Source organism: Thalassobacillus hwangdonensis, assembly GCF_042675915.1.
In the GTDB taxonomy this organism is placed as follows: domain Bacteria; phylum Bacillota; class Bacilli; order Bacillales; family Halobacillaceae; genus Thalassobacillus_A; species Thalassobacillus_A hwangdonensis.
Genome location: NZ_JBHTKL010000001.1, coordinates 121,914 through 141,686, shown reverse-complemented (window position 1 = coordinate 141,686; position 19,773 = coordinate 121,914). Strand labels below are relative to the sequence as shown.

The following is a 19,773-nucleotide window of genomic DNA, read 5'->3' as shown; positions in this document are numbered from 1 at the left end:
AGTAATCCTATTTTAATAAAATGTTATTGCATCCCCTAAACAGGTATGCTAATAGTTTGCCTTATGAAAATTAATTGCTGGTTGTCAATACATGTGCAAATGGAAAGCAATTTTTCTCTGGACTCAAACGAGAATGCTTTGATAAGCTTAGTTTTGCTATAGAAGGGATCATCGGAGGTTTCTTATTATGAATGAATATGAAAACCTGAAAAGAGGAGAAAAGGGTGCCTGGATCAGTATTATCGCCTATCTGATATTGGCCACCCTCAAACTGATTATCGCGTCCATCGGAAATTCCGAAGCTTTGCGGGCGGATGGTCTGAATAATACGACGGATGTGATTGCTTCCATCGCTGTACTGATCGGCTTGAAAATATCACGAAAACCCCCGGATGAGGATCACCATTATGGCCATTTCCGGGCAGAGTCGATTGCCTCGCTCATAGCCGCATTCATTATGATGACTGTAGGCCTTGAGGTCATTATCGGAACTGTTCAAGGAATCATCCAGCAGGAATTCGAACAGCCGAATATGCTCACCGCTTGGACCGCTTTAGGTGCAGCAATCGTGATGTTCGGGGTTTATCGATATAACCTGAACCTATCGAAGAAAATCGATAGCAGTTCTCTGTATGCTGCCGCTCAGGATAACCGTTCAGATGCGCTCGTCAGTATAGGAGCGTTCATCGGCATCGTCGGTTCGCAGTTCGGTTTGTTCTGGCTTGATCCATTGGCTGGTTTCATTGTCGGACTGTTGATCTGTAAAACAGCCTGGACCATTTTCACAGATACGACTCACACATTGACGGATGGGTTTGATGAAGACACTTTAGAAAAAGTGAAGCAGACGATCGCAGAAAATCCTAATGTATGGGCAGTCAAAGATGTAAAAGGACGCCTTCAAGGGAACAGGGTGCTCATCGATGCTACCATCCATGTCGATCCGGAAATCACGGTACAGGAGGGACACGACATTACGGATGAGGTGGAAGAGAACCTTTATGAGGAATTAGGAATCAGACATGCACTGATCCATATTGAACCTTTTGAGGATGATCCGGAAAAAGAATGAACCATACAAGGGTGAGCGCACCCATGTATGGTTCTTTGTTTGCTTTCATCAGGAAAATAGTGCTGTTAATGCGTGGATATCTTTCCACCCGAATGCCGTCTCTTCATACGTACCTTCCCCAATTGTAACCATTTCAGCCTCCACCTGCTTTGCTCCATGGGAAGCATAGAATTGGCTGGATGGATTGTGTGTCAGTACCCACACTAGTAATGATTCGTAACCTGCACTCGCCATTTCATTCGTGAATGCTCTTAATAAGTCCGTGCCGTAACCTTTCCGTTGATGTTCTTCCAAAAGATATATGGCATAGATCTCTCCATCGAATCCGTAGTGACGCGTCCGTTCTTTCCCACCGGATACAAATCCGATGATCCCTCCATTTTCATCTTCCAGCACAAGTACGATTTGACCATTGACAGGTACTTTCAAAACCGTTTCCCACAAGGCCGTACGGTTTTCCAATGTCATATTGCTCAAATCCTTCTCTTCAATCAAATCTTTATATGTAGACTTCCAGCTTTTCACATGAACGTCAGCAATCTTTTCCGCATCTTCATACGTAGCCTTGCGAATCTTCCCCATCCTTACCCCTTCTTTCGTTCGATACTTGTCCATGAAGTTACATGGGAGATGGCACCCAAGGTACCACCCCTTAAAAAATCAGCACTGAAAGCGATCAATACGGTTGGTGTCGATTCCGAAATATACCCATCTTTGCTGTCGAGGGCGCCACCGGAATCCCGCAACAGAAGTTCTGCCGATGAATGTCGGATAAAACCAAAATGACCTTCCATTTTCAAGACGTACACGTGTCAATCGGTAAAGACATCCATATAGTGCGCCTGGGTCAACTGCATATACAGCAGGTCCTCCAGCTGATTGTGGTCCGAACTGCGGATAATTGGAAGGTGGTGGTGGAAATTGTGCTGTCTGCTGCCCTCCACCCGGTCCTTGACCTGGAAATCCACCCGGCCCCTGACCTGGAAATCCGCCCGGTCCCTGACCTGGAAATCCGCCTTGCCCCTGACCCGGGAATCCGCCTTGCCCCTGACCCGGGAATCCGCCTTGCCCCTGACCCGGGAATCCGCCTGGCCCTCCGAATAAATTGCCCAATCCTGGTATAAACGGAAAAAATCCTCCTTGTTGTCGATCCATGATCATTCCCCTTTTCGGAAGTGTATCTCTACACTATATGCAAGGGAATAAGGCTCGTGACTATATCGTAAATAGGAAAACAGTTGCAATTGCGCTGATGACCACTAAGATGATGTTCATCCCCAGCCAAGCACATAGTATCGCTACCGCCCCACCGATCAATCCTACATGTGGCGCATCAGGTTTCACGGTCATGATACCAGGAAAAATCAATGCGCCAAGAGCTGCATAAGGGATGGCATTCAACCAACGGTCTACCCAACGTGGAAAACGGGCCCGATCTACAATGAATGCTGGAAGCAAACGTGGCACGGCAGTTACAATCGCCATTCCAATAATCATCCACATCATTTCTGCTCATCTCCTTCCAGCAACAACACGCCACTAAGTCCACCAAAGACTGTACCACAGACAATCGCCCATCCGGTCGCCATGAATAAGGTGCAAATGTAATTGATCAGCATAGCAATTACTGCAATGATCGCTACCTTCATTTCCTTTTTGACAGATGGAATAAGAAGTCCGATGAACATAGCATAAAGGGCGATACCCATGCTCTGGCTTAATTGATCAGGGATGATATCTCCAAGTACGCCTCCGAGAAAAGAACCGCCGACCCAGGAGGTATATGCAGTCAGAATCAAGGCAGCATAGAACCACGTTCCATGTTTCTGATCAGCCCGGTCATAATGAAGCGCAGATACTGTGAATGTTTCGTCCGTCAGACCTAGCGATAGCGGGGCTTTCCACCGTAGTGGAATTCCTCTTAACCGATTCATAAAGGAAAGGCTCATTACGAAGTGGCGGAAGTTCAGTACAAACGTAGCGATGATGATTTCCATAGCACCCGTTCCTAATGCGATCAGATTCACCCCCATGAACTGAGAAGCTCCTGCAAAAACGAGTACACTCATCCATGTCGTTTCCATAACGGACAAACCAGATTGACCGGCCAATACACCATACGTGATGGCGATCGGCATATAGCCAAGCATGATAGGAAACCCTGCCGCAAAGCCTTTTTTGAGCATATATGTACGTGAAACATTCTCTTTAGTGGCTATCACTTGTGCCTCCATGATGCGAACCTCCGGAATCTATTGAAAATTTCCACTATTATATACAATCATATCTAAAAATCCAAGCGAACGGTATCATTTTTATTTAAACGCTCATCCTATATGTACGGAAGGTAATTTACATCTGTTGTTGACAAGTTTGGAATTCCATATTATATTACTTACATGCTTTACAGCTTAAAAGCGTTTAAGTAGAAAAGTGAATGAGATCCGGTGTTGTGAATTCCGAAGTAGATGCATCGATGAGCAGTAATCAGAGACTGGATGGCAGCTGAAAATCCAGGCAGTCCTTGCATCGAATTACAGGATTCGTATTGTGCAGCATCATAATCAAGTGGGTGTTTTTTTACATCAATTTGGGTGGTACCGCGGAGTTAAACTTCGTCCCTTATGTGGGGCGGAGTTTTTTTATATACAATTTTAGGGGGAATTATTATGCTTCATCTACAGCCAAAGAAATTACCAACCATTTTGGAATCATCGTTATTATTACTTTCGATTGTCGGCATCATCAGCTATTTCATCATCCGCTTGCAAACCGTTCCGCATGTTCCGATTCTATTGGGAATACTCGTCATGCTTCTGTATGGTTTTGTAAGAAAATTTGATTTCAAAACACTGCAGCATGGAATGATTCAAGGTGCACAATCCGGCATGGGTGCAATCCTGTTATTTTTCATGATCGGGATTCTGATCAGCAGCTGGATGATCAGCGGGACCATTCCTGTATTGATGGATGCAGCATTCTCACTGGCTTCAGGCAGCTGGTTCTTTGCTGTTGTGTTCGCAGTAACTGCAATCGTAGGCGTTTCATTGGGGAGTTCGTTCACAACGAGCGCAACGCTCGGTGTTGCTTTCATTGGCGTAGCACAGACTACTGACGCTTCCTTGGCAATTACTGCCGGAGCAATTGTATCTGGGGCATTTTTTGGTGATAAAATGTCACCTTTATCTGACACGACCAACCTAGCCTCCACGATTGTAAAAGTCGATTTGTTCGATCACATTAAGAACATGGCATGGACTACCGTGCCGGCATTTATCATTTCATTCATTCTATTTGTATTTCTTTCACCTAAAGTAACCGGCACACCTGATAAGATCAACGCATTCAAGCAGCAATTGGACGCTACAGGGCTTATGCATTGGACTTCATGGATCCCGCTATTACTGCTTATCGTTCTTTCTTTATGGAAAAAGCCGGCTTTTGTCACTTTGGCAATCAGCAGTCTGACAGCTTCTGTCCTTGCTGGCTTCCGAGGAATGGCACCATTCGGAGATATTTGGGGTATATGGTTTGATGGATATAAGGCGAGTACAGAGGTGGATGCAATCAACAGCTTGCTGTCGCGCGGCGGTATCAACAGTATGCTGTTTACGATTTCTCTGGTGATCCTTGCCCTTGCGCTTGGCGGACTGTTCTTCATCACCGGGGTACTGCCGGCAATTCTCGAAGGTGTACGCGATATGCTGCAGTCTATCCGTTCGATTACGGTTTCCACTGCACTGACTGCGATAGGAATCAATATTTTTATCGGGGAACAATACTTGTCGATCCTGCTTACAGGCGAAACGTACCAGGATATCTACGATAAAGCTGGGCTTGCAAGGAAAAACCTCTCTCGTGCTTTAGAGGATGCAGGGACTGTCATCAACCCGCTTGTGCCATGGAGTGTGTGTGGAGTCTTCTTGGCAGATGTTTTAGGAGTAGCTGTCGTAGATTACTTGCCATTTGCATTCTTTTGTTTATTAAGTCCGCTTCTGACCATTTTCTTTGGATTGACAGGCTGGACGATCAAACCGAAAAAGGCATAATGATCAGACCGGTGATTTCACCGGTCTTTTTTTGTATAAGTTAGCTGAATCGTTCAGAGAATAATGGATAGTAGAAAAAACGAGGAGCGTATAGGATGGATAAACATACCGAACATCTACACGATGGCTGGCATATGGAGCACGCGGTGGCAGAACAGGTACTCGAGGACCTTGCTTTCTACCGGACACTGATCGTCAACGTCTGTATGATCGGCAAAGCGAACAGCAAGGATTGGGTGTTGGTGGACACAGGTATTTCCCATTATGGAGAGCGGATTCTGGAAGCAGCTGAAAAGCGTTTTGGGAAAAGGACTCCACCTAAAGCAATCATTTTGACCCACGGACACTTTGACCATGTGGGCTCTGCCATCTATTTATCCAAACAATGGGATATCCCACTGTTTGTCCACCCTGGTGAGTGGGATTATGTCATTGGCAAAAGAGATTATCCTGTAGGCGACTCTACTGTAGGGGGTGGGTTGTTTTCACTGATATCACCTTTTTATCCTACCGAAGGTGTGAACTTAGCCCGCTATGTGGAGCGGCTCCCAGAGGATGGAAGTCTTCCATTCCTATCGGAGTGGAAATACATTCACACTCCAGGTCATACGCCTGGCCACATTTCGTTGTTCAGAGAAAAGGATCGGACGCTGATAGCAGGTGATGCCTTCATCACGGTGAAACAGGAATCCAGCTTTGCAGTTTTCACGCAGCATCAGAAAGTCCATGGACCGCCAGCCTACTTCACACCTAACTGGGAGGAGGCAGAAAAATCGGTTAAAAAACTCGCTGATCTGAATCCATCACTGGCTTTAACCGGTCATGGGCTTCCTATGGAAGGTGCCATTTTACAGAAACAGCTTCGTGAACTTGCTGACAACTTTCGAGAAATGGCGATTCCCAAACATAAGCGTAAACCTCATTGATCGCCTTGGAAAAGGTGTGGATGAAGCAGTTTGAACAGCTTATCCAATCCTTCGAGTAAACGCGGGGACGGCCTGCAGTATAACGATTCCTCAAGAACATGGATGTGATTGTTTTTAATTGCGTCCATGTCTTCCCATCCCGGGCGCTTCTTAACAAGCTCCGGGTTCATTTTTTCTTCTTTTACTCCGACCCACACCATACAAACATGATCAGGATTCTTCCTCTTCACCGTATCCCAGTCCGTTTGAACATTAGCCTCAGCGTGGTCACTGAAGACATTTGCGGCTCCGGCCAAAACGCTTATTTCTGTCAGCCAGTTTGCATTTCCAGGTGTGAAGATCGGTTTCGGCCACCACTCCCAATATATCGCTGGTTTTACTGTAATTTGATTGGAGAGGTTGCGATAATGTTGAATGTCGTTATTAAACTGATTCGCCTTTTCCTTTCCGATTTTCGGGATACCAAGCGCATCTCCCAACGTGAGGATATCTGCTGCGATGTCCTCCAGGGAATTGGGGTTCAAAGTGATATAAGGAAGTGAATAAGCATCTAATGCTTCAATGTTTTTCTCCATTCCCGGCACACTGAGTGAAGCCAGGACAAGATCTGGTTTTAATGCGGCAACTTTCTCCATATCAATGGAGAGATCCGGACCTACTCGGGGAAGATGCTGAATCGACTCCGGCCAGTCGGAATAATCATCAAGCCCCACCAATACATCAGTCTTTCCAAGGTATTCAACTAATTCTGTGTTACTTGGACATAACGAAACAACTCTCATGGAATCCCCTTCCCTTCCCTTCCCAATCCTTATTTCTTCCACTATACCATATGAATAAAGGGGGACTGTCCCTCAACACTGTACCGCGGTGACGCAGAGCGGGACTGTCCCTCATCCCACTAAAGCGGTGATGCTGTGATTGGTTGAGGGACAGTCCCTCATCGCTTTAAAGCGATAAAAAAAGATCACCTTTTTGGGGTGATCTTTGTTCGTTCAGTCTTCTTGTTCTGTCAAGATGAGCGGGCCGTCTTTCGTGATTGCGACTGTATGTTCATATTGGGCTGACAGTGAACCGTCTACCGTTCGTGCAGTCCAATTATTCATGTCCATTTTGCTTTCCCACTCGCCAATATTGATCATCGGTTCAATGGTAATCACCATACCCTCTTTCAATCTTGCGCCTTTACCTGCTTCACCAAAGTGAGGTATGAACGGATCTTCGTGGATTCCGTCCCCGATGCCATGACCAGTAAAGTCACGTACGACGGAGTAGCCTTCACCTTCCGCATAGGTTTGAATCGCATGGCCGATATCACCTACTCGATTCCCGACTACTGCCTGCTCGATTCCTTTATATAAGGAGGTCTTCGTCACATCCATCAGCTTCTGAGCTTCGTCACTGATTTCACCTACTGCATGCGTCCAGGCAGAATCCGCAAGTGCTCCATTCAGATTGACAACCATATCAATCGTAACGATATCACCATTATTCAATTTTTCATCGCGAGGAAATCCGTGACAGATTTCATCATTGATGGATGCACAAGTGGCAAACTCATACCCCTGGTAGCCTTTCTGCTCAGCGGTTGCTCCATGCTTTGCAAGATAGTCCTCGACGAATTTCTCCACTTCCATCGTAGTAACTCCAGGTTTGATGAACTTCCTCAATTCCTTATGAACACCAGCAAGCAGTTTTCCTGCTTCATGCATCAATTCAATTTCCCGTTTACTTTTACGTTTGATCATTGAAAAAACCCTTTCCATCTAATTAATCCTTTATTGATGATAACGGAAAACACAGATTCCTACCACCCAAAGCCATTTTATTCAGCTATATTTTTAATGACACGGGCAGGATTTCCAGCAGCAAACACACCACTTGGAATATCCTTTGTCACGACACCACCCGCTCCGATCACTGCGTTATCCCCGATCGTTACTCCAGGATTGATGATCGCCCCGCCACCAATCCAGACATCATGTCCAACCGTAATCGGTTGCCCGAACTCTCTTCCGCTTGCTCTTTCTTTTGGATCCATCGGATGTGTCGCCGTGTAAAACTGCACTTTTGGCCCAAGCATTACCCGATCTCCAATCCTGATTTCACATACATCCAGAAAGACACAATCGAAATTAGCGAAAAAATCGTCTCCTACATGGATATTGTACCCATAATCACAGAAGAAAGGAGTTTCCAATCCTATATACCCTGAAACAGTGCCAAACAATTCTTCCAGCAACCGCTTTTTCTGTGCTTCGTCATATACTTTCAGATTATTCAACTCTCTCGTGATTTTCCTTGCTCGCTGACGATCCATGACCAATTCCTGATCGCTCGGGTCATAGAGCTCTCCATTAATCATCTTTTCTTTTTCTGTCATAAAAAAACCTCCATCCCGTTATTTACATCGCATATGACTTCGGTTACATTAATTTAAATGAGGTGATTATTTTGAAAATTAGATTATTGTCTCCTGACGATGCCGAGGCATACTGGGAGCTAAGATTAGAAGCACTTTTGAAGGCACCTGAAGCTTTCATCACTACATATGAAGAAGCACTCAACCGCATGGAACCGATACAAAGTGTAAAAGAGCGAATCAGTCAGTCCGGCGTTTACACGTTCGGCGCATTCAAAGGTGATCACATGATCGGGACCGTAACGATGCAACAGCAATCCCACCCGAAGTTCCAACATAAGGCAGATATTCTTGCCATGTATGTAAGCCCTGATTACCGTGGAAAGCGTTTGGGGGCCGAACTGTTAAATGCATGTAGGAAACACGCAGTTAAGGTTTCCATCGAACAGCTTCAACTCTCGGTCCTGACCACTAATACTCCTGCACTAAGATTGTACCAGAATTCAGGCTATGATATATACGGGACAGAAAAGCAGGCAATCAAGGTAGGCGAAACGTATTTCGATGAATATCACATGGTCCTTTTTGTAAATGAGGTGAAACATGAAGCATAAAAGATGGTATAAAGCTCTAATGAATGTATGTGATAGGCTGGACGGGAAAGAAATCGAATGGATTTTGGTAGGTTCAGCTGGATCTGTACTACAAGGAGCTGATATGGAACCGAATGACCTCGATTTATACGTCAGGTCAGAGAAAGCTTTGAAAGAAATCATGAACAACTTTTCTGCATTATTACCTGAAAAGGCAAGCGAAGTTGACTATGATAACCCTGCATGGCTCTCTTCATTAACTGAGACAACCTTTACGCAGTCCTTTCCTTTCGGGTTCACGTGGACGAAGGGTAAGTTCTTCGTAGCCGGTTTTCCAGTAGAGGTCGTACTCATTTCTGAATCTGGCGGAATTCCAGATAACATGACCGGAGATGGCATCTGGGAAGGCGGTCAGTATATTTGGGAGCTTTCTAAAGAAGTTAGAGTGGATACTCATACTATTCGGACTGTACCGTTAGAGATTCAACTGGAGTCGAATCTCAGAAGAGAGCGAGATGAGCGTGCAGAAGCAATCATTGAAACATTAAACAAAAATGGATATGATGAATCCTTACTAACAAAAGCTTTAGCGCAGAAACATCAAGCGGAAATAAAAAGAAGGATATCCCGTTGACGGATATCCATTTTCTCATTTTACAATCATCACCGGGCAATTGGCTCGTTTAGCAACTTTGTGACTGACACTGCCAAGTACCATCTCCTGCAATGCATTCAGCCCTCGACTTCCGATGATGACAATATCGAATGCTTCATCGTTGGCATGTTTGACTATTGTCGGGCCTGGTTCCCCACGTTTAATGACAACTTCAAAAGGAACCCCTTTCGCTTCCAAATGGCCCTCGATCGGTTTCAATCGCTCGTGCCGTTTCATATCCAATGTAGCTGGATTCCCTTCTGCCAGCACATCATGCTTGGATGTATCACCATCGATGACATAAATGATTGTGATCGAACTTCCATCCTGCAGTCTTGCTAGTTCTGCTGCTTGTTTAGTCGTTCTTTGAGAATGTTCGGAGCCATCTGCCGCTACTAATATCTTCTTATACATGCGTATCCCTGCCTCTTCATATAAACTTCCTATCATTCTATCATGAAAGCCTAGTCAACAAATAGAAAATTCCACCTACATAGGTTGCTAATTTCCTCTAAACAAATAGCAAAAACATACTACAAGGTATTATATCGAAGAAAAAAGAAGATTAAAGGAGTACGAAGTCGAAGTATGCGCTTACATGCGATTATCATTTACCTATCTATTCTGTTATAATCTTGTTCGTTCATGCCGGAAAAGCACTGTTGCGGACAGTGCAATCAAACAATTTATGAAAAGAGGTGCAGCATTGAACGCACAAACAATTAAACAAGAATGGTTTGGAAACGTGAAGAATGACATACTCTCAGGTATCGTCGTTGCTCTAGCATTAATTCCTGAAGCAATCGCGTTTTCCATTATCGCAGGTGTAGATCCGATGGTAGGATTATACGCTTCCTTCTGTATCGCTGTAGTCATCGCCTTTATGGGCGGCCGACCAGGAATGATTTCAGCTGCTACAGGAGCCATGGCATTACTGATGGTCACATTGGTGGCTAATCACGGACTTGAGTATTTACTCGCTGCAACGATTCTGACTGGTATCATCCAGTTCGCACTCGGAGCTCTTAAAATAGGGAAGTTCATGAAATTCATCCCTCGTTCAGTCATGATCGGTTTTGTGAATGCGCTAGGTATTTTGATTTTCATGTCACAGCTTCCCCATTTTGTAGGTGAGGGTTGGCAAATGTATGCAATGGTCGCAGCTTCATTAGCAATCATTTATATTTTCCCAAGATTTACGAAAGCAGTTCCCGCACCACTTGTGGCTATCATAGTAATGACAATCATAGCAGTAACAACTGGTGTATCAGTAAGAACCGTAGGAGATATGGGTGAATTGACGAGCACACTGCCGTTCTTCCTTATTCCTGAAATTCCTTTGAATTTCGAAACGTTGCAAATCATTTTCCCGACAGCTTTAGCTTTGGCATTCGTCGGTTTGCTTGAATCACTTTTGACAGCTCAGATCGTTGACGATATGACCGATACAGAAAGTGATAAGAACAAGGAAGCTCGCGGGCAAGGTAAAGCGAACATTGTGGCTGGATTCTTCGGAGGTATGGCTGGCTGTGCGATGATCGGCCAATCTGTCATCAATGTCAAATCCGGAGGAAGAGGAAGACTTTCTACATTAGTAGCTGGTGTATTCCTTATGATCCTGATTATTTTACTGAATGATCTATTAGTTCAAATTCCAATGGCGGTACTTGTAGGAGTCATGATCATGGTCTCCATCAGTACATTCGATTGGAGTTCATTGACAAAGCTGCACATCATGCCGAAATCTGATGCAGCGGTTATGATCGTTACGGTGGCTACCGTCGTTAAAACACACGATCTATCAAAAGGTGTATTTGCAGGTGTAATCCTGAGCGCCATTTTCTTCGTTGCAAAGATTTCATCCGTACACGTAGAAAAAACATTCAACGAATCAACTCAATCACTTGTTTATACGGTTCGCGGCCAAGTGTTCTTTGCTTCAGTGGAAAGCCTGATGAAACATTTTGACTTTGACACTGATGCAAAACACATCACCATCGATTTCCGACATTCACATATGTGGGATGATTCAGCAGTCGCTGCGCTGGACAAGATTGTGCTGAAGTTCCGTGAGAGAGATATTGACGTTGATGTTGTGGGATTGAATAAAGATAGTTCTCAATTAGTGGACCGCTTGGCAGTTCACGATAAATCTAATGCTACGGTATCCAATCATTGATAAAAATGGAAAACCACCCGTAATGGGTGGTTTTTTATTTGTTTCTGAGCTTATTTAACTGTTTCAATACCTTATCGTATTCTTCTTCCAATGATGCTTTTTCCTGGTCCGAAACCGGCATGCTCAACCTGCTGACCAATTCAGTCAGTTTCGTTTCTAACGTCATCTTGTCGTATTCCATTTCATCCGCTGCAGATGGCTGCTCCTTATAAGATTGATATTCACTTAGATCCCCATCATAGTAAGTCAAGCGACCATCTTCCAACACCCACAGCTGATTGGCAGTCTGGTCAATGAACCGTCGGTCGTGGGTGACAAACAGTACGGTACCTGGGTAATCACGAACCAAGGCTTCCAAAGCCTCCATCGCCTCTAAATCAAGGTGATTCGTAGGTTCATCCAGAATTAACACGTTGAAATTTCCTACAAGTAACCGTGCAAGCGCAGCCTTCACTCGTTCTCCCCCGCTCAACACTTCTATCTTTTTCATCACTTCTTCTTCCTTGAACCGCAGTCTCCCCAACACGATCCGAATAATATGCTGAGGCATCGTACTCGTTTCGCTAACGTATTCATACACTGTTTTTTCTTCCGGTAAATGTTCCAAGGACTGGGTGAAATGCCCTATTCTTGCCTGAGTGGTAAGGTCCAACTCCTCTTTTCCCTGAAGAATGTGCCTAATCAAAGTGGATTTACCTGTGCCATTGTCACCGATAAATGCTGTTTTCGTTCCGTTTTTCAATTGAAGGGATGGGCAATGGAATAGATGTTTCCGATTGACGTTCACTTGCAGGTCTTTCCCGAATAAGACAAGTTTCCTATGGATTTGAGCTACTTGGAAGTCTTCCATTTTCATGGCATCCCATTCAAATGGTTTATCCACCTTCTCAAGCTTTTCCAATCTATTTTCCATCACTTTTGAAACTCGTTCGATTTTCTTCTGTTGCTCCGTTGCTTTCCCTTTATGAAGGCGCGCTTCCGAATTTCCCATTCTGGATGGCGCTTTCCGCATCCCGCTAGCCTGATTACGCTTTGCAGCCATCCGGTTGGTCAGTCTCCTCTTCTCTTTCACATACTTCTCATGGTGATCATATTGCTGCTGCCTTTCAAGTTGCTTCTGCTCTGCATAAAAGGTGTAATTTCCATTGTAAATCGTCAGTTTTCCCTGATCCAGTTCCCAAATTGTATCGCACACCTCATCTAACAGCACACGATCATGGGAAACAACGATATAAGCACCCTTATGATTACGCAATCGATCTTCCAGCTGCTCGATCTTTTTCCAATCCAGATTGTTCGTCGGTTCATCAAGAATCAAAAGTTCATGACCTTTTTGAAAAAGCTGATCAAGCTTTTTCAATGTCCGTTCTCCTCCACTCATCCGATCATAGTCCTCCACCTCTTCCAACTGCCTGAACCAACCTACCGAAGCAGACAACTCGGTACTGGGTGTCACATCCGTCTCGCCCATCAAATATCTGATCAGCAGGGACTTCCCTTGACCATTTTTACCGACAAGACCAATCCTATCTCCTTCATAAACCTTCAACTCTTCAATATCGAGCAGGTGACGATCACCTATGCTGTAGTTGATATTCATAGCCTTCAATAATTGCATAAAAAAACCTCCCTGAACTTTCCAGAGAGATCGAGTCACTATATCCGCACAAGGACACGAAAGAAACTATGCGTGTACATAATTCCCCTCAAAGCAATGAAATCCTGATTTGGACAGACTAATCCCTATAGAAAGCGTACTTTTCTTCATTCAGCTACGCATTTCTTGCACAAAGGATCAGTACTTCATCGCCCTAACGTTCAGTCCCTTCTTTTCTTGGTAAATTTATTATATGATAATACTGTAGATTATTGCAATTATTCTTACAAAGCAGGTGAGGTCATGGGGAAGGTCGTTCTATTCATCGCAATGAGCCTGGATGGATATATAGCAAGGGAGAATGGTGAAATCGATTGGCTGTGGGATGATAACGATTACGGCTATGAAAAATTTTATAACACGATCGACACTGTCGTGCTGGGAAGAAAAACTTATGAACAGATCTTCAAGTTGACGGAGAATTTCCCTTACAGGCAAAAAGATGTGTATGTCGTCTCCAATATCCAGGAAGGCAGCGATGATTATGCAACCTTCATTCAGCCGGAACAAATACGTCCACTGATGAATCTTTTGAAAAAGGATCAGAATAAAAACATTTGGATTGTTGGAGGTGCGCAGCTGATCCATCATTTCATCAAGCGTGATTTGATCGATGAATTCCAGATTGCCATCCAGCCTACCCTGATCGGTAAAGGGATTCCACTTTTTCATGAAAATGATGTGGAAGCACAACTCGAGTTGCATGAAGCAAAGCCTTATGCTGATGGTATGCTAGTGTTGACGTATAGGAAAAGACAAGGCTAAAAAAAATGAACCGCATGGTTGAAAGTCTCCATGCGGTTTTATTATTTTTTTGCATCTAATAGATCATAAGCTTTATATACTTTCCCGGTTTCCAAGTCATTCGGATTGTTTAGCAAATCCATCAATAGTGCCGCAATGGTATTCGGCCCCTGAAGCTTCCCTTCTTCTTTCAACTGCCTGAACTTCTTCACATCAGCAAATTGATCTTCAGAAGCTTCACGTATTTCTCCTTGCATACCTGTGTCCATTACTCCTGGACTGAATGCTATTACGGTATGCGCATTAGCGGACTTCTGCTCCTGCTCTTCTGCTGCAGTTTTTGTAAAACGGTTCAAACCTGACTTTGCACTACTGTAGACACTCCATCCTTTCATTGATTTCTCAGCTGCACCAGAGGTAATATTGACAACCGTCAGACTCGTGTCACTTTTGTCACCAAGCCTAATTAGGTGATCTGTTAAGAGCATTGGTGCCAGCATGTTCAAGTTCAGATGCTTCGTCATTTGGTCAGCATCCAGATTACCGACCATATTTATTGGCTGAATCATGCCAGCATTATTGATTAAATACACGTGGTTCGTCTCATTGTTGAACACATCACCTTGCCACTTCTCCATACATTCCTTAATGGCACCCGGCTCACTTAAATCACAGGAATAATGCTCATAATACAAATTTTGTTCTTCGGCTTGTTTTTTCAAGGATTCATTTATCTTTCTGGATATACCGATAACATGGACACCCTTTTCCATGAATTGCTTCGCTATTTGTTCTCCAAATCCTCTTGAATCTCCTGTCACAATTGCATACAACATTGTTTTCCTCCTTTATCCGCTCTATCTTCACCATTCCTTCCTCTCTGTATAAACAAACCACCTTATTGCCAAACTTTACATAGAATTGTAAGACATATATGATGTAAAGTGTTCTTGCCTATCCAAAATGAAGGAGATAGCGATGAAATATTTGTTTCTGTTCTATATATATATCATTGGGCTTGTCGTATCAAGCCTGGGCCTTGCGCTCATCATCCGGTCCGGCCTAGGTGTAGGTCCTGGAGATAGTGTTGCTGTCGGTTTATCACTGCACTTGCCAGTCACCGTCGGAACGGTGATGATCATCAGTTTTCTTATCCTGCTGGGAGTGAATGCATGGCTTGAGCGCAGCAGACCAAGAATCGAATCCATCATACCGATATTGATCCGGGGAGGAACTGTCGACTTTTTCCTTTATGTGTTTCTGAAGGATGCCTCTTATGAATTATGGTGGTCACAATGGCTTGTGTTCACATTAGGGTTACTTGCTCTCGGAGCTGGTATCGCCATCTATTTACGGACCCCGTTCCCACGGATCCCTCTGGATCACTTCATGATGATCATGAATGATAAAACGAAACAGTCAAAAAGCTTCATCCGTATCTTAGCTGAATCAACCCTTGCTCTGATCGGTTTCCTTCTTGGAGCACCAGTTGGAATCGGCACCTTAATCGTTGCATTGTTGCTCGGTCCAATGATTCAGTACTTCTATACACTTTGCAGACCAATTGTAAAGTTGTGGAGTTTTCATCAAAAGGAAAAGGCAGACGGGTAAGGATGGCTGGTTTGAAATTTGCATCTTTCGTTCTGCGTTTGCTGACATAAAATATTACATCCATAAAAAATAGACACTCCCGATGCGGAGTGTCTATTCTCATATTTATGCTCTCGCTCTTGATTTACCGCGATTGACGACCGGAACGCCGATCATGTCTTTCTTAACCATGAACTGAAGTCCCAGTAATACGGCAAATGCTGCAAGTCCGATAATATCCGACATTGTCGTCGGGTAGATCAGGAAGAGACCTCCCACAACTGCAGCAATTCGTTCAAACCACATCACCTTACGGAACCAGTAACCGATCAACCCTGCACCGATAGCAATCATACCAGTGATGGCTGTGAATAAGATCCATATCAGTTCAAGTACCGTAGTATCGATCATCAGCAACTGAGGTTCAAGTACGAACATATACGGGATGATGAATGCGGCGATAGCCAGCTTGGCCGCATTCACACCCGTCCGTATCGGCTCGGATGAGGCCACCCCAGCTGCAGCAAAAGCTGCTAGCGCAACCGGTGGCGTAATATCCGCTATGATACCGAAGTAGAAGACGAACAGATGCGCTGGCAGATCTGCTACGCCCAGTAATATGATGGCAGGTGCTGCAATTGTCGAGGTAATGATATAGTTCGCCGTCGTAGGTGAACCCATACCCAAAATGATTGCTGCGACCATCGTAAAGAACAATGTCAGTAATACTTGACCATTAGCTAGAGAAACCAAACTGTTTGCAAGTTTCAACCCAAGACCCGTTTTCGTTACTACTCCGACGATGATACCAGCCGCCGCTGTTGCTGCAACTACACCAAGAGCTGTACGGGCACCATCGACAAGTGCATCGATCGAATCCTTGAAATTGCCATCATAGAAATAGCTGACAATAATCGTGACCAATGTTGCTCCAACTAAAGCTTGTGTGATGTCGAATCCGCCTGTAGTAAAGCTGTAAATTCCAGCACCTACAAAACCAACTCCAAATGCAATAATGTAGATTTTACGGAATTTCTCTTCACGTAGAAGACCAACTAGAATCGTAGTCAGGATACCATAGATTGCAGCACGCATGACACTAAGGCCACTGCTCAAGTAGAATACGATGGCTACGATCGGAAGCAATAGATAAAGCTTCTTGAACACTTCTTTACGGTCCGGCATTTCTTCATCGGATAACCCGCTAAGACCTGTTCGTTTCGCTTCAAAGTGTGTCATGATCCAAACACCAGTGAAGTAGAGCAACGCTGGAATCGCCGCAGCCTTTGCAATGCTCCAGTAATCCATCCCGATAAATTCAATCATAAGGAAGGCAGCAGCACCCATGATCGGCGGCATCAACTGTCCACCAGTCGACGCAGCAGCTTCTACACCACCTGCGAATTCACGCTTATACCCTAAACGCTTCATCATCGGGATTGTAAAGGAACCGGAAGTTACAACGTTGGCAACGGAACTACCGCTGATTGTGCCTTGTAGGGCACTTGAGAAAATCGCTACTTTTGCAGGTCCGCCTGTACGCTTACCCGCCAATGTAACTGCCAAGTCGTTGAAGTATTGCCCCACACCTGTTTTCACAAGGAAGGCCCCGAATAAAAGGAACAGGAAGATGAAGGTGGAGGATACGGCAATTGGCGTACCAAGAATACCTTCAGTGGTAAAGAACATCGACTGCACAAGGTTATCCAGATTCACTCCACGGTGAATAAGGAATCCTGGCATTTGCCTTCCCCAATATGCATAAGCAAGGAATAAGATTGCAATGATGGTAATCGGCAATCCTACCGAACGTCTTGTTGCTTCCAATACGAGGATGACCGCAAGCAGACCTACCCAAAAATCGAGGGTGGAAATTTCCCCGGCTCTCATGACGATCTGATCATAGAATAACGGCCAATATGCCCCTACTCCAAAACCTAATACTGCAAGGACAATATCATACCAGGCAGTCTTCCCTTTTGCCCTGTTTTTCTTTGTCGCAGGGAATAAAAGGAAGATAAGCACCAGACCGAATCCAACGTGAATGGAACGGTGCATCTGGGCTGGAAGAGGGTTGATGGTGGTTGTGTATAGTTGATAGATGGAAAAGGCTAAAAGACCGAAGAAGACGATTTTTGCAAAGATGCCTGTCAGCTGCCTGACCCCTGAATCCGGGTCATACTTTTCCATGATTTCCTGTTGTTTCTCTGTTGTAAGTGTTTTATTCTCTTCACTCAAGTACATTCACTCCTCTCAAAAGTTTCCATCTGGATAAGGAAACAGGTTGAATGCGAACCACTGTACCCGCACCCACATATTCCTTTAACATGTATTGCTCCCCTTGGAATATGAGCGTATGACGCGCTTTCACCTGTCCGATGGAAAGGTCGATATAATCATGGGAACCCGTCAAGTTACTGATGTAATACTTCCCATCTTTCATTTCGAACGTTGCACCTTCACCTGCATTGGATGGCATTCCTATTGCTGTATCCTCATAAATCAATTGCTCAGGGTAAAGTTTTTGATCCTCTACACGGTATTCTTCATACACATCTGATAAATGAACGGAATGGGTGAACTTCAATTGAAAATGGTCCTGGTCATTAATGGGAAGGTATGCAAGTAACTCTCCTGTTTTTCTATCGTTAAACGCCAGCACTTCCGTTTCTTTTTGTGCGTACGAGAATGCTGCGAGTGCGATCAAAAAGATAGAAAACAGAATGACAAGAGATGTTTTCCAAGCTTTCATGATTATTCCAGACCCCTTCTAACATGAAAAGATAGACCGATAACCATCGGTCTATCGTGTGAAGTTCAGTTATTTATGCATTTTACTCAGCAGAAACGCCTTTTTCATCAAAGTACTTCTTAGCACCAGGGTGAAGATCGATTCCTACACCTTCAAGTGCACTGTCAGCAGTGATGAATTCACCTTTGGAGTGGGAGATCTTGTCCGTATTTTCAAAAATCGCTTTTGTCATTTCGTAGACTAGATCTTCACTCATATCATCAGTGGTAACAAGCATCGCCTGGACAGCTACTGTTTTTACAGCACTTTCCAATCCGTACGTACCTTCTTTGATTTCATCTTCAGCATAGTAAGGGTATTTCTCAATCAGTTCACTGATTTTATCATCAGAGAATTTGACGATATTGATATCAGTCGTAGCTGAAAGACCTTCAACTGCACCAGTCGGAGTACCGGAAGTGATGAATGCTGCATCAATCTGGCCATCCTGGATACCTGAAGTAGAGTCACCAAAGTCAAGATTTTCTGCACTGATATCATCCATTGTCATGCCATGAATCTCAAGGATGTTCTCAGCATTCGCATACGTACCGGATCCTGGAGCACCGACGGAAACAGTCTTTCCTTTCAGGTCTTCTACATTTTCAATACCGGAATCTTTAGTTGTTACGATCTGGATCGTTTCCGGATACAATGTACCAATCGCTTTGATTGAGTCCATTGCCTCTCCTTCAAACATCAATTCTCCATTTGCTGCATAAGAAGCGATATCTGTTTGAGTGAAAGCAATTTCTCCGTCACCATCACGTAGTTTCTTCATATTCTCTACAGATGCACCTGTTGATGTCGCATTTGCATCAACGTTATCAAGATTATCATTAAGTACCTGCGCAAATGTACCACCTAGAGGGTAGTATGTACCTTGCGCCCCTCCAGTTAGGATGTTGACGAACTGTTGTCCATCTCCACCTTCTTCGCCGCCTTCATCTCCACCTGCTTCTCCGCCGCCACAAGCAGCTAGAAACATTGAAAGCGTTAACAACATAGCCATGCTTAAGAACCAATTTTTCTTTTTCATGAATTGACCTCCTGTTTTGTTTTTTTCGAAATCAAAATATCCATGTAGAATATTTTGACATTTCCTTTTGAAACTCCTTCTCGATTTGAAAGGAACCTATATTTATTTTACATAAA

General features: G+C 44.2%; 21 protein-coding genes. 8 read left to right on the top strand and 13 right to left on the bottom strand.

The features are described from left to right. Positions 1-187 precede the first annotated feature (187 nt). Positions 188-1,072 (top strand): cation diffusion facilitator family transporter, encoded by an 885-nt coding sequence (locus ACFQ2J_RS00760; protein ID WP_386055667.1) that lies wholly within the window; start codon positions 188-190, stop codon positions 1,070-1,072. A 48-nt stretch (positions 1,073-1,120) separates the two neighbouring features. Here ACFQ2J_RS00760 and ACFQ2J_RS00755 read toward each other — a convergent pair whose 3' ends face one another. The 4 genes from ACFQ2J_RS00755 to ACFQ2J_RS00740 all read right to left on the bottom strand — a co-directional run bounded on the left by ACFQ2J_RS00755 (position 1,121) and on the right by ACFQ2J_RS00740 (position 3,306). Beyond that, on the bottom strand, positions 1,121-1,654 hold the full coding sequence (locus ACFQ2J_RS00755) for a GNAT family N-acetyltransferase (RefSeq protein ID WP_386055666.1): 534 nt from the start codon (positions 1,652-1,654) through the stop codon (positions 1,121-1,123). Between the two features lie 78 nt (positions 1,655-1,732). Next, positions 1,733-2,227 carry a hypothetical protein gene (locus tag ACFQ2J_RS00750; protein WP_386055664.1) on the bottom strand — a complete coding sequence of 165 codons (495 nt, stop codon included), beginning with the start codon at positions 2,225-2,227 and terminating at the stop codon, positions 1,733-1,735. Positions 2,228-2,287: 60 nt separating this feature from the next. Further along, positions 2,288-2,578, bottom strand: coding sequence for an AzlD domain-containing protein (locus tag ACFQ2J_RS00745; protein ID WP_386055662.1), 291 nt, complete (start codon positions 2,576-2,578; stop codon positions 2,288-2,290). After that, positions 2,575-3,306 carry an AzlC family ABC transporter permease gene (locus ACFQ2J_RS00740; protein ID WP_386055660.1) on the bottom strand — a complete coding sequence of 244 codons (732 nt, stop codon included), beginning with the start codon at positions 3,304-3,306 and terminating at the stop codon, positions 2,575-2,577. The genes ACFQ2J_RS00745 and ACFQ2J_RS00740 overlap by 4 nt, the downstream gene beginning before the upstream one ends. Positions 3,307-3,741: 435 nt before the next feature. Between ACFQ2J_RS00740 and nhaC the strand changes: the two genes are divergently transcribed. Both nhaC and ACFQ2J_RS00730 read left to right on the top strand, forming a co-directional pair. Next, positions 3,742-5,121, top strand: a complete 1,380-nt coding sequence (gene nhaC, locus ACFQ2J_RS00735; RefSeq protein ID WP_386055658.1) for a Na+/H+ antiporter NhaC — start codon at positions 3,742-3,744, stop codon at positions 5,119-5,121. Positions 5,122-5,216: 95 nt separating this feature from the next. After that, entirely contained in the window at positions 5,217-6,047 is an 831-nt protein-coding gene (locus ACFQ2J_RS00730) for an MBL fold metallo-hydrolase (RefSeq protein ID WP_386055656.1), read from the top strand. Here the strand turns inward: ACFQ2J_RS00730 and ACFQ2J_RS00725 are convergent. The 3 genes from ACFQ2J_RS00725 to ACFQ2J_RS00715 form a co-directional block, all read right to left on the bottom strand. Then, positions 6,041-6,829, bottom strand: coding sequence for a cobalamin-binding protein (locus ACFQ2J_RS00725; protein WP_386055654.1), 789 nt, complete (start codon positions 6,827-6,829; stop codon positions 6,041-6,043). The genes ACFQ2J_RS00730 and ACFQ2J_RS00725 overlap by 7 nt on opposite strands. 213 nt (positions 6,830-7,042) lie before the next feature. After that, a complete protein-coding gene (gene map, locus ACFQ2J_RS00720) occupies positions 7,043-7,795 on the bottom strand; it encodes a type I methionyl aminopeptidase (protein WP_386055652.1) in 753 nt (250 codons plus the stop codon). Positions 7,796-7,872: 77 nt separating this feature from the next. Further along, on the bottom strand, positions 7,873-8,430 hold the full coding sequence (locus tag ACFQ2J_RS00715; protein WP_386055651.1) for a sugar O-acetyltransferase: 558 nt from the start codon (positions 8,428-8,430) through the stop codon (positions 7,873-7,875). Positions 8,431-8,501: 71 nt separating this feature from the next. On the opposite strand from ACFQ2J_RS00715, the gene ACFQ2J_RS00710 reads away from it, so the two are divergent. Both ACFQ2J_RS00710 and ACFQ2J_RS00705 read left to right on the top strand, forming a co-directional pair. After that, entirely contained in the window at positions 8,502-9,023 is a 522-nt protein-coding gene (locus ACFQ2J_RS00710) for a GNAT family N-acetyltransferase (protein ID WP_386055649.1), read from the top strand. Further along, the gene (locus ACFQ2J_RS00705; protein WP_386055647.1) at positions 9,013-9,636 is read left to right on the top strand and encodes a nucleotidyltransferase domain-containing protein; all 624 of its coding nucleotides are present in this window, start codon (positions 9,013-9,015) and stop codon (positions 9,634-9,636) included. The genes ACFQ2J_RS00710 and ACFQ2J_RS00705 overlap by 11 nt, the downstream gene beginning before the upstream one ends. Before the next feature lie 15 nt (positions 9,637-9,651). Here ACFQ2J_RS00705 and ACFQ2J_RS00700 read toward each other — a convergent pair whose 3' ends face one another. Next, a complete protein-coding gene (locus ACFQ2J_RS00700; RefSeq protein WP_386055645.1) occupies positions 9,652-10,071 on the bottom strand; it encodes a universal stress protein in 420 nt (139 codons plus the stop codon). 292 nt (positions 10,072-10,363) lie between these two features. Here ACFQ2J_RS00700 and ACFQ2J_RS00695 point away from each other — a divergent pair, with 292 nt between their 5' ends. Beyond that, positions 10,364-11,836 carry a SulP family inorganic anion transporter gene (locus tag ACFQ2J_RS00695; RefSeq protein WP_386055643.1) on the top strand — a complete coding sequence of 491 codons (1,473 nt, stop codon included), beginning with the start codon at positions 10,364-10,366 and terminating at the stop codon, positions 11,834-11,836. 34 nt (positions 11,837-11,870) lie between these two features. Here ACFQ2J_RS00695 and abc-f read toward each other — a convergent pair whose 3' ends face one another. After that, the gene (gene abc-f / locus ACFQ2J_RS00690) at positions 11,871-13,454 is read right to left on the bottom strand and encodes a ribosomal protection-like ABC-F family protein (protein ID WP_386055641.1); all 1,584 of its coding nucleotides are present in this window, start codon (positions 13,452-13,454) and stop codon (positions 11,871-11,873) included. A gap of 282 nt (positions 13,455-13,736) precedes the next feature. On the opposite strand from abc-f, the gene ACFQ2J_RS00685 reads away from it, so the two are divergent. Next, positions 13,737-14,258 (top strand): dihydrofolate reductase family protein, encoded by a 522-nt coding sequence (locus tag ACFQ2J_RS00685; protein WP_386055639.1) that lies wholly within the window; start codon positions 13,737-13,739, stop codon positions 14,256-14,258. Positions 14,259-14,299: 41 nt separating this feature from the next. On the opposite strand, the gene ACFQ2J_RS00680 is transcribed toward ACFQ2J_RS00685, so the two are convergent. Beyond that, positions 14,300-15,073 carry a (S)-benzoin forming benzil reductase gene (locus ACFQ2J_RS00680; RefSeq protein ID WP_386055637.1) on the bottom strand — a complete coding sequence of 258 codons (774 nt, stop codon included), beginning with the start codon at positions 15,071-15,073 and terminating at the stop codon, positions 14,300-14,302. A 142-nt stretch (positions 15,074-15,215) separates the two neighbouring features. Between ACFQ2J_RS00680 and ACFQ2J_RS00675 the strand changes: the two genes are divergently transcribed. Further along, the gene (locus ACFQ2J_RS00675) at positions 15,216-15,848 is read left to right on the top strand and encodes a YczE/YyaS/YitT family protein (protein ID WP_386055635.1); all 633 of its coding nucleotides are present in this window, start codon (positions 15,216-15,218) and stop codon (positions 15,846-15,848) included. A 105-nt stretch (positions 15,849-15,953) separates the two neighbouring features. On the opposite strand, the gene ACFQ2J_RS00670 is transcribed toward ACFQ2J_RS00675, so the two are convergent. The 3 genes from ACFQ2J_RS00670 to ACFQ2J_RS00660 all read right to left on the bottom strand — a co-directional run bounded on the left by ACFQ2J_RS00670 (position 15,954) and on the right by ACFQ2J_RS00660 (position 19,657). After that, a complete protein-coding gene (locus tag ACFQ2J_RS00670; RefSeq protein ID WP_386058278.1) occupies positions 15,954-18,017 on the bottom strand; it encodes a TRAP transporter permease in 2,064 nt (687 codons plus the stop codon). A gap of 40 nt (positions 18,018-18,057) precedes the next feature. Continuing rightward, positions 18,058-18,579, bottom strand: a complete 522-nt coding sequence (locus tag ACFQ2J_RS00665) for a DUF1850 domain-containing protein (RefSeq protein WP_386055633.1) — start codon at positions 18,577-18,579, stop codon at positions 18,058-18,060. Between the two features lie 82 nt (positions 18,580-18,661). Further along, positions 18,662-19,657 carry a TAXI family TRAP transporter solute-binding subunit gene (locus ACFQ2J_RS00660; protein ID WP_386055632.1) on the bottom strand — a complete coding sequence of 332 codons (996 nt, stop codon included), beginning with the start codon at positions 19,655-19,657 and terminating at the stop codon, positions 18,662-18,664. Between the last annotated feature and the right edge of the window lie 116 nt (positions 19,658-19,773).

Coding starts and splice junctions, on each gene's coding strand:
- ACFQ2J_RS00760 (WP_386055667.1), top strand. CDS start 188: ATGAATGAATATGAAAACCTGAAAAGAGGAGAAAAGGGTGCCTGGATC.
- ACFQ2J_RS00750 (WP_386055664.1), bottom strand. CDS start 2,227: ATGGATCGACAACAAGGAGGATTTTTTCCGTTTATACCAGGATTGGGC.
- ACFQ2J_RS00740 (WP_386055660.1), bottom strand. CDS start 3,306: ATGGAGGCACAAGTGATAGCCACTAAAGAGAATGTTTCACGTACATAT.
- ACFQ2J_RS00700 (WP_386055645.1), bottom strand. CDS start 10,071: ATGTATAAGAAGATATTAGTAGCGGCAGATGGCTCCGAACATTCTCAA.
- ACFQ2J_RS00680 (WP_386055637.1), bottom strand. CDS start 15,073: ATGTTGTATGCAATTGTGACAGGAGATTCAAGAGGATTTGGAGAACAA.
- ACFQ2J_RS00705 (WP_386055647.1), top strand. CDS start 9,013: ATGAAGCATAAAAGATGGTATAAAGCTCTAATGAATGTATGTGATAGG.
- ACFQ2J_RS00755 (WP_386055666.1), bottom strand. CDS start 1,654: ATGGGGAAGATTCGCAAGGCTACGTATGAAGATGCGGAAAAGATTGCT.
- ACFQ2J_RS00685 (WP_386055639.1), top strand. CDS start 13,737: ATGGGGAAGGTCGTTCTATTCATCGCAATGAGCCTGGATGGATATATA.
- ACFQ2J_RS00665 (WP_386055633.1), bottom strand. CDS start 18,579: ATGAAAGCTTGGAAAACATCTCTTGTCATTCTGTTTTCTATCTTTTTG.
- ACFQ2J_RS00660 (WP_386055632.1), bottom strand. CDS start 19,657: ATGAAAAAGAAAAATTGGTTCTTAAGCATGGCTATGTTGTTAACGCTT.
- nhaC (WP_386055658.1), top strand. CDS start 3,742: ATGCTTCATCTACAGCCAAAGAAATTACCAACCATTTTGGAATCATCG.
- abc-f (WP_386055641.1), bottom strand. CDS start 13,454: ATGCAATTATTGAAGGCTATGAATATCAACTACAGCATAGGTGATCGT.
- ACFQ2J_RS00670 (WP_386058278.1), bottom strand. CDS start 18,017: ATGGAAAAGTATGACCCGGATTCAGGGGTCAGGCAGCTGACAGGCATC.
- ACFQ2J_RS00730 (WP_386055656.1), top strand. CDS start 5,217: ATGGATAAACATACCGAACATCTACACGATGGCTGGCATATGGAGCAC.
- ACFQ2J_RS00715 (WP_386055651.1), bottom strand. CDS start 8,430: ATGACAGAAAAAGAAAAGATGATTAATGGAGAGCTCTATGACCCGAGC.
- ACFQ2J_RS00675 (WP_386055635.1), top strand. CDS start 15,216: ATGAAATATTTGTTTCTGTTCTATATATATATCATTGGGCTTGTCGTA.
- map (WP_386055652.1), bottom strand. CDS start 7,795: ATGATCAAACGTAAAAGTAAACGGGAAATTGAATTGATGCATGAAGCA.
- ACFQ2J_RS00745 (WP_386055662.1), bottom strand. CDS start 2,578: ATGATGTGGATGATTATTGGAATGGCGATTGTAACTGCCGTGCCACGT.
- ACFQ2J_RS00725 (WP_386055654.1), bottom strand. CDS start 6,829: ATGAGAGTTGTTTCGTTATGTCCAAGTAACACAGAATTAGTTGAATAC.